Origin of the sequence: Parageobacillus caldoxylosilyticus NBRC 107762, assembly GCF_000632715.1 — a bacterium.
In the GTDB taxonomy this organism is placed as follows: domain Bacteria; phylum Bacillota; class Bacilli; order Bacillales; family Anoxybacillaceae; genus Saccharococcus; species Saccharococcus caldoxylosilyticus.
In genome coordinates this window covers 24113-30425 of record NZ_BAWO01000063.1, presented here as the reverse complement: position 1 = coordinate 30425, position 6313 = coordinate 24113, and the positions used below count along the sequence as shown (strand labels likewise).

5 protein-coding genes are annotated in these 6313 nt (G+C 46.1%); all 5 read left to right on the top strand.

The features are described 5' to 3' along the window. Positions 1–13 precede the first annotated feature (13 nt). The 5 genes from GCA01S_RS19585 to GCA01S_RS16100 all read left to right on the top strand — a co-directional run bounded on the left by GCA01S_RS19585 (position 14) and on the right by GCA01S_RS16100 (position 6298). Positions 14–97: a YjcZ family sporulation protein gene (locus GCA01S_RS19585; protein WP_071532941.1), complete on the top strand. Its 84-nt coding sequence runs from the start codon at positions 14–16 to the stop codon at positions 95–97. 1127 nt (positions 98–1224) lie between these two features. Further along, positions 1225–1773 carry a GNAT family N-acetyltransferase gene (locus tag GCA01S_RS16115; RefSeq protein WP_042411444.1) on the top strand — a complete coding sequence of 183 codons (549 nt, stop codon included), beginning with the start codon at positions 1225–1227 and terminating at the stop codon, positions 1771–1773. A gap of 689 nt (positions 1774–2462) precedes the next feature. Beyond that, positions 2463–4124: a class I adenylate-forming enzyme family protein gene (locus GCA01S_RS16110; RefSeq protein WP_042411441.1), complete on the top strand. Its 1662-nt coding sequence runs from the start codon at positions 2463–2465 to the stop codon at positions 4122–4124. A gap of 1 nt (position 4125) precedes the next feature. Next, positions 4126–5673: an acyl-CoA carboxylase subunit beta gene (locus GCA01S_RS16105; protein WP_042411438.1), complete on the top strand. Its 1548-nt coding sequence runs from the start codon at positions 4126–4128 to the stop codon at positions 5671–5673. 235 nt (positions 5674–5908) lie between these two features. Beyond that, the gene (locus GCA01S_RS16100) at positions 5909–6298 is read left to right on the top strand and encodes a VOC family protein (protein ID WP_042411435.1); all 390 of its coding nucleotides are present in this window, start codon (positions 5909–5911) and stop codon (positions 6296–6298) included. The last annotated feature ends 15 nt before the right edge of the window (positions 6299–6313 follow it).

Genomic DNA, 6313 nt, shown 5'->3' with positions numbered 1-6313 from the left:
GGAGGTGTTATATATGAGCCGTTTTGCCTTAATTGTTGTCCTGTTTGTCTTGCTTATCATTGTAGGATGTTCTTGTACGGGTCTAGGCGGTTATTAATCCCCACAAGGCGACATTAAACATCCTCTTTCATTCCTCATTTAAACGGAATAGGTGGTTTCGTGTATTGTATGGAAAAGGAAAAGGGCAGATTGTTCATGATCTGTCCTTTTTCAAAATATCCGCTTGGACAAACATGGATGGAAAGTAAGCCTATCATCTAGTATATCGATGAACGTAAAATCACTGTATTCTCCATCTCCTATCGGGTGCCTTATTCACAAAAAATGAATGAGAATGGTCCATGAACCTCTTATTCCAAAATCTCCTGTGTAAGAAAGGAGGGGATAAAGTGGAATATTTAGGAAGATATCAGGGAGAACCGGTTGAGGTTATCGATCGTAATGGATGGGTTCATAGAGGAGTAATAGAATGGGTCGATCCAGTACGGGGAGGAATGTTTCTTCGCACTGGCTTTAGAAGAAGATTTATCCCATTTTTCTTAATCGCTGCTCTTTTTCTGTTAAGATTCGGGAGACGGCGCGTTTTCTAAAAAACGAAAACAAAAAATCTTTGGTTCATCATTTGGATCTCCTTTCCTCGATTCGCAAACTGAATAAATCATTAATTGATGGTTTCATCAACACCATCTTTAAAGAGCCCATAGGTTCTTTTCAGATCGCCAATTTTGTCGACAAGCTAGAACTCTGCCGTTTGGCAGGGCTTTTTTTATTTATGTGATATAGAAATAGTGAGGAGGTGATGGATTCAGTGTTCGAAATCGTTGGCAAATGCGTTGTCCTGTTTGTTTGGAACTGGTTCAGATGGACGAAGAAGTGCTCCTCGATATCATCAACACCGTCATTCATCAGAAATGCTACTATAAATCCCCATTACCAAAATTTCCTATTATTTTGCCCTTCTTTCTCTCCAAAGGACTCACCTAAACTTAGCTTCTAAAGTTACCTTGTCCTTACAAGGCTTTTCAAATAAAGTCATTCACTTTGGCAGGAGAAAGTTGGAACTATCTCGAAGATGAGAAGATGAAAAGAATTTATGGAGAGTGTCAATTGCATGCCAATTCAAGTGCCATTTCTAATGCCAATTTCTATGAGATGAGATACCCCATCCATCACAGGACTCCTGTGGTGTTTATATGTTTATATGTGAAGAAGGGATGAGGAAAGATGAAATTGGTGGGACACAAAATCTATTTGCGATTTTTAAAGGATACAGATGTGGGTTCGTTGACAGAGATGCACCGTAGAAACCGAGAATTTTGGCAACGGTATACGCCCGATAGGACAGAGGAGTTCTATACGGAGGAATATCAGCTAAATCGAATCCAAACCAGCTTGGCGAAGATGGAAAGAGACGAGCAATACACGTTCGGCATTTTCCTCGTCGGTACTGATGAACTGATTGGCATCATTGAGTTGACTGAAGTGGTCCGTGGTCCTTTACAGACATGTTGGCTAGGCTATTATGTAGATCAATCGCACAACGGACATGGCTATACTACTGACGCTGTGCGCCTGGTTGTTGACTATGCCTTTGAGGTTCTCAAGTTACACAGAATTGAAGCAGGAGTCATGCCACATAACATCGGGTCGATTCGAGTTTTGGAGAAGGCAGGATTCCATAAGGAGGGGCTTTCCAAGAAGAACGTGAAGATTAACGGAAGGTGGGAAGATCATTTACACTTCGCTATCGTGAATCCAAATGATTCAGAATGACCAGGACGCCCCAACTTTCCTATTGTTATAAAAATGGCTGACCCCAAAATCGGATTAGCCATTTTTGATTGGAAACTAGACTTGATTCATGTCAATTGACACTCCAAAGCCCTGGTCATTGATCATGTCAAATGACACTTCTGCACCTTAAAACGGAACCCGTTACTCGCTTTGAGTAGGCACTTTTTTATCCATATTTCGTGGATTAGTCTCTTTAATTCTTAGAAGATTGCGATGCAATATCAAATGTTAGTGAGCAATCGTTTATCGATGGAGTAATGGCGGCGCGTGAGTTCTTTGAACACGCACACGATGATATTTTGACGGTGAAGGAGGATTGAAAAAAGGAAGGCGGAGTAAGACTCCACCTTCTTGACCGCGTGACCACAATTTGACCACATATTTAATAGAAACTAATGAATTTGATTAATGGTTGATTTAATACTTGTAAAACCCTTAAAAATGAATGTTTCATAAATGTTATTTTATTGATTATGGAACATGAATCGGTTATGATATAGAAAAAAATATTCAGAATATTAACTTGCACAAAGGAATGAAAAAACATGCGAGCGGTGGTGATGAGCAAATGGAAACAGGCATATGTTTAACCGAAAATTTGTAAACGCTTACTATTTTTGTTATCACAGCATACTAACCGGTTAGAATGTTAAAAGGATGGTGGGAAGATGGAGAAAACGCATTTTTACTGGCCGGACAGCTTGCCAAAACAATTGCATTATCTGCTAGGTGAAAAAACGTTATATGAATATTTGCGCCATCATGGCCTGCATCAGGCAAATGAGCCTGCTTATATTTTTTACGATCGCACGATCACGTGGGGGATGCTGCTTGATCATGTCCACCGCTTCGCTCGCTATTTGAAAGAAAAAGGCGTGGACAAAGGAAGCTATGTCGCGCTTTACATGCAAAACTGCCCACAGTACATCATTGCCCACTTTGCCATTCAGCAGCTCGGCGGCATCGTCGTTCCGCTCAATCCAATGTACCGCGAGTCAGAGCTGGCGTATTTCTTTGCCGAAGTGCCGATAGTGGGAATTGTGACTGGCGAAGAAGGATTGGCGCGCGTCAAGAACGTCGAGCAGCAAACTTCTCCGCTGTCCTTCATCGTCACTTGCCACTACAGGGATTATGCGGCTAAAGACGGCGATATTCCGCTTTGCGGGGAGCTGCTGCAGCCGAAACAACGCTGTGACGGCGCCGATGATTTTGCCTCCATCATGGATACCTGTTCTCCATATGAAGGTGCCGCATCACTAGATTTATGGAACGATGTCGGGCTGATCATTTTCACGTCCGGAACGACGGGGCGGCCAAAAGGGGCAATGCTGACGTATGGCAACGCGTTGTTTAAAACCGCCGCTTCAGCGCACGCCAATCGGCTGACGGAAAGAGAACGGCTGATGGCGCACTCGCCGCTGTGCCATATCGCCGGGATGGTGATGGGATTAAATACTCCTGTATATACGGGAAATCCATGCGTATTGTTTACACGGTTTGACCCGCTCGCGACGATAAAGGCGATCGAGAAATACCGAATTACCGCATGGTACAGCATTGCACCGATGAACGTTGCGATTTTGCAGGCGGCAGAAAGCATCTGCTGCGATTTATCGAGCTTAAAGCGCAATTTAGTGACGAGTTTTGGCTTGCAAGTGACAAAAGAATTAGCCGAGAAATGGGCCCAGGCAACAGGCGGCTGCCTGCTGTACGAAGCTGCTTATGGCTTAAGCGAAACGCATACGTGCGATACGTTTATGCCGGAGGAAAAAGTGAAATTCGGTTCGTGCGGCATTCCGACGTATGATACGGAAATCCGCATCGTCGACCCGGAAACGAAGGCGGAACTTGATTCCGGAAAATCAGGGGAAATTGTCGTCAAAAACCCCGGCGTGTTTAAAGGCTATTTCCGCCGTGAAGACGCGACGAACGAAACATTAAGAGACGGATGGGTATATACCGGAGATATTGGCTATTTGGATGAAGATGGCTATTTGTTTTTCCAAGGGCGCCTCAAAGAAATGATCAAAGTTTCCGGCTACAGTGTCTTTCCGGAAGACGTAGAAGCACTGTTGAACCAGCATCCAGCTATCAAGCAATGCGCGGTCATTGGCGTGCCTGATCCGGTCAAAGGGGAAGTACCGAAGGCGTTTGTCGTTGTCAAAGAAGAGTATGAAGGAAAGATTGGCGCGCAGGATATTATTGAATGGGCGAAAGCGCATATGGCCGCCTTCAAATACCCGCGCTATGTCGAACTGATCGAACAATTGCCAACGACGCCATCGGGAAAAGTACTGCGAAAATTATTGAGGAAAGAACAGGAGAGATAGCATGAGCGATCTTCGCCATTTAACGCAAGAGTTGCTGGCAAGAAAAGAAAGAGCGCTGCTTGGCGGCGGCATGGACAAAATCAACAGGCAGCACGAAAAAGGATTGTTGACGGCAAGAGAGCGGATTGCCATGTTGGTCGATGCAGGGACATTTGTCGAGTTTGGCCAGCTCAATACATCGGACCAAAGCGGAATGGAAGAAAAAAGCTATGGGGACGGTCTTGTCGCTGGAATCGGTAAAGTGAACGGCCGCGCTGCCGTTATTATAGCAGGGGATAAAACGGTATTGGCGGGAACGGAAGGAAATGTGCATATCCGCAAGTCAAGGAAAATGCATGAGTTTGCTGTACGCAATGGCCTGCCGATGTTTTTCCTGCATGAAGGCGGCGGACTGCGGATGCCGGATGGAATGGGATCAGACGGGATTAGCGAGAAGCTGTTTCCGCGCGAGCTGCTTACCCATCACCGTCAAGTGCCGACGATGGCGGCGATTTTAGGCGATAGCTACGGCGGCCCGACATGGACCGCGGTAAGCTGCGATTTTGTCACCCAGCTGAAAGGAACGTGCATGGCGATCGCTGGGCCGAGAATGCTTGAGCTGGCGAACGGGCAGCGGGTGACGCCGGAAGAATTAGGCGGTGTGGACGTGCATTACCAATATACGGGGCAGATTGACGCCGACGGTGAGACAGAAGAAGAGTGCATCGAACAGCTAAAAACGTTTTTCGCCTATATGCCGCAAAACGGAAACGAACGCCCGCCGATGGAAAAAACGAATGACGACCCGTACCGAATGGTGGACGAGGTATTTACGATTTTGCCAGAAAAAAGCAGCCGCGTCTATGATATGTGTAAAATGATCGCCTGTCTTGTCGATGACGGCCGGTTCTTTGAGTATCAGAAAAAGTTTGGCAAGGCTTTGATAACGGCATTGGCCCATATGAACGGACATGTCGTCGGCATCATTGCCAATCAACCAAGCCAGTACGCCGGTGCGCCGGGTCCGCAGGAATGCCAAAAGGCGACGGAATTCATTTGCCTATGCGATTCGTATCACATTCCACTAATCTTTTTGCACGATACGCCGGGTTTTCGTATCAGCACGGAAGCGGAAAAAGCGAAAATGGCGACGAAAATCATGGTTTGGAATCAGGCGCTGGCGTTGTCGACTGTTCCGAAAATCTCCATTGTCATTCGCAAAAGCATCGGCGCTGCTTACGGAAATATGTGCGGGCCGGGAATGGGGGCGGATATTGTCGTTGCTTGGCCGAGTGCGGAAATCAATTTCACCGGCCCGGAAGTCGGCATTAACGTTGTCTACGGACGTGAGCTCGAAAAAGTGGAAAACCGTAAAGAGCTGCGCCAAGAACGGTTAAAACATTGGTCGTTTGACAGCTCCCCTTATAAAGCAGCCGGTAAGCATTTCATCGATGACGTGATCCATCCGGCAGAGACGAGAAAATTTCTTTGCCAGGCGCTGGAGTTCTTGTTGACGTCGAAGCGGGAGAAAAGCAAGCGCCTGCTTGCCGCGTGGCCGACAGGATTTTAAAAGATATGATAAACGCACATGGCCGCAGGTCAAGTGTTCAGGTGTGAGGTTTGTTTTTGATTTCCAATGTATAAACTCAACATGGCCAAACGGCCTCCTTATTTGCATCGTCTTTTTGCTAGTTTAAGAGCGGGAATCATTCGCTCTTTTTTTCCTTTTATGGTATCATAAGGATGAATAAGTGGATATCAACAATTTGGAACAAGGAATCTAAAAAGCTAGGAGAATGGAACACATGAAAGTGCAAGGATTTAGCCATGTGACCATCAATGTGAAAGATTTGGCCCGTTCACTTCGTTTTTATGTAGATGTATTAGGAATGAAGCTCGTTCATCGTGGCCGGAAGGATGCGTACTTAGAATGGGGAAGCACGTGGATTTGCTTACAGGAACGTTCGGACATGGCAAAACAGCGTCCACAGATCGGCGTGGACCATGTGGCATTTTTTATCGATGAACAGGATTTTGCAGAAGCGGTCGAACAGCTAAAAGCGAACGAAGTGACGATTGTCCGGGAACCGACCCGCCGCGGCCGCGGCCTTTCAGTCAACTTTCTTGATCCAGACGGTACGCAATTGGAATTGCATACGTCGACGCTGGCCGAGCGGATGAAAGTATGGAAATAAATAGGAGAGGGTAGA